Annotated in this window: 2 protein-coding genes; both read right to left on the bottom strand. The window is 54.5% G+C overall.

Annotation, left to right across the window (positions count from 1 at the left end; all coding sequences use genetic code 11):
- Nucleotides 1–80: 80 nt before the first annotated feature.
- Nucleotides 81–881 carry an IS21-like element helper ATPase IstB gene (gene istB / locus E4656_RS20110; RefSeq protein WP_135485116.1) on the bottom strand — a complete coding sequence of 267 codons (801 nt, stop codon included), beginning with the start codon at nucleotides 879–881 and terminating at the stop codon, nucleotides 81–83.
- On the bottom strand, nucleotides 878–2,062 hold the full coding sequence (gene istA, locus E4656_RS20105; RefSeq protein WP_135485115.1) for an IS21 family transposase: 1,185 nt from the start codon (nucleotides 2,060–2,062) through the stop codon (nucleotides 878–880). The genes istB and istA overlap by 4 nt, the downstream gene beginning before the upstream one ends.
- Between the last annotated feature and the right edge of the window lie 102 nt (nucleotides 2,063–2,164).

The raw sequence follows: 2,164 nt of genomic DNA, 5'->3' as shown, positions 1-2,164 counted from the left end.
TGTCAACACCAACTTAGATTGTCCGCTTTTTGCCAACTAGGAATGTCCGGTCATTGGCAACTTCGTTTGTCCGGTTTTTGCTATTCCGTGATGGCTTCGTCTGCGATCTCCTCTTCGTTGGTTGATGTTTTAAGTTGGGTTCCTGCGACCAGGCCTGCTTTCCGTTTTTCCTTGAGCCGGTAGCTTTCACCCTTGATGTTGATCGTGGTTGAGTGATGCAGTAGCCGGTCTAGGATTGCGGTTGCGATAACTTGGTCACCGAAGACCTCACCCCAGTCCATGAAGCTCTTGTTGGAGGTCAGGATGGTAGGCGCCTTCTCATATCGACGGTTGATCAACCGGAAGAACAGGCTGGCTTCCTCTCGGTTCATGGGCAAGTAGCCTATTTCATCCAGGATCAGCACCTTCGGATAAGTCAGCTGCTTCAGTTGCCGATCCAACCGGTTCTCCTGTCGGGCCTTGCTCAGGGTAGTCACCAGGCGGTCAAGCGTCATGAACATCACGCGGTGGCCAGCTTCGGCCGATTTTACACCCAGAGCCACGGCCAGATGAGTTTTACCAACACCCGGAGGACCAAGAAGCACGACATTTTCACCACGTTCCACGAACCCAAGCCCAGATAGTTCTCTGATGGTCTTGCGATCAATGCTGGGCTGGAACGAGAAGTCGAACTGCTCCAAGGTCTTCACCCAAGGTAGGCGCGCCTGCTTGAGGCGGCCCTCCAGCCCTTTCTGGTGCCGGCCACCCCATTCCTGTTCCAGAGCCTGCTCAAGGAACTCGCGATAGCTGAGATCCTTTTTGCTGGCGTGCTCGCACAGGCCATCCAGTGCGGCCTGCAGGTGGTCCATTTTAAGACGCTCGAGGAGTGATTCGAGGTTCATGACAAAACCTCCTCGTAGACGCTCAGTTGGCGTTTCTCGACTGCGGTTGCCTGCTGCCACAGTGACGCATGATGTACGGGCTGAGTTTGCCAGCCCTGACTGCGATCCTGTAAGCGATGGCGGCATAACACCTGGTCATCATGGCTGTAGACGGTTAATTCATCATCCAGACTGATGCGAACCGTCACGATCTGATTGCAGTGGGTCTCTGGGACGCTGTACCGGTTGCTACGCACTTCGATATAACCGTCCCACGAGACACATCGAACATCGCGATACCTTGTATCGAAGTCTATGGCCGGCAGTGGCTTTAAGGCGCTTGCTTCATCAGCAAAGCGCTGCGCTGGCGTCTGGTCGAACTGGCGAAGCAGGCGCTGGTCAGCTGTTGTCTGCAGCCACTGTTCCAGTAATTGATTGAGGTGGGCAAAGCTCTCAAAGCGACGATAGCGTTGAAAGAAGTGGTGTTTCACATAACCAACCATGCGCTCTGTCTTGCCCTTGGTTCTGGGGCGCATAGGGCGACAGGCCTTAGCCCTGAACCCATAGTGATGTGCCAGGGCGAGGAAGCCTTCGTTGAAGACTACCGGAGCACCGCTGACATGTCTGAGTACTGCCGCTTTCTGGTTATCGACCAGGACATCCCGGGGCACGCCGCCAAAATAACGCAGCGAACGCACAATGGACTCATAGGTGTGTTCGGCATCCAGACTGGGGGCTGCCCAGACGTGAAAACAACGCGAATAACCCAAGGTGTTGACGGCGATATAGACCTTGACCCGTTGTGCTCCAATATCGCTGAACAACTCGCCCCAGTCATGTTGGAGCTGATGCCCAGGCTCCGTCTCAAAGCGCACGGTTTTGCGGCTGCTGCGCAACGGGCGCTTGGGCTGAACGTACTGACGAACTGATGAACGACAACCGTTATAGCCGCGCTCCCGGATCATCTGATACAGCACTTCCGCATTCCAGATGTCATTATCCAGCTGTTCGTCGATAAATGGCTTGTAGGGGTCCAGCTTGGCAGGCTGCTTCTTCTTGGGCCTGCCGGTCAGTGGTTTATCGTCCTTAAGACGACGGCGCACAGTGCGCTCAGAGCATCCGATGCGCCGTGCAATATCTTCCAGGTATGTACCTTGCTGTCTCAGCTGCTTTATCATGAAAAAGTCCTCTCGGCTTAGCATGACCTTTTCCTCTTCGGTTTCGTCACCTACAAGGAAAGGTCATGCGGGTCGGGCGGACAAACTAAGTTGTCATTTCACGGACTTTTACCACTGGCGCTGACA

Source organism: Natronospirillum operosum (genome assembly GCF_004768465.1).
Lineage (GTDB): Bacteria > Pseudomonadota > Gammaproteobacteria > Pseudomonadales > Natronospirillaceae > Natronospirillum > Natronospirillum operosum.
This window is presented reverse-complemented; position numbering and strand designations above follow the sequence as displayed.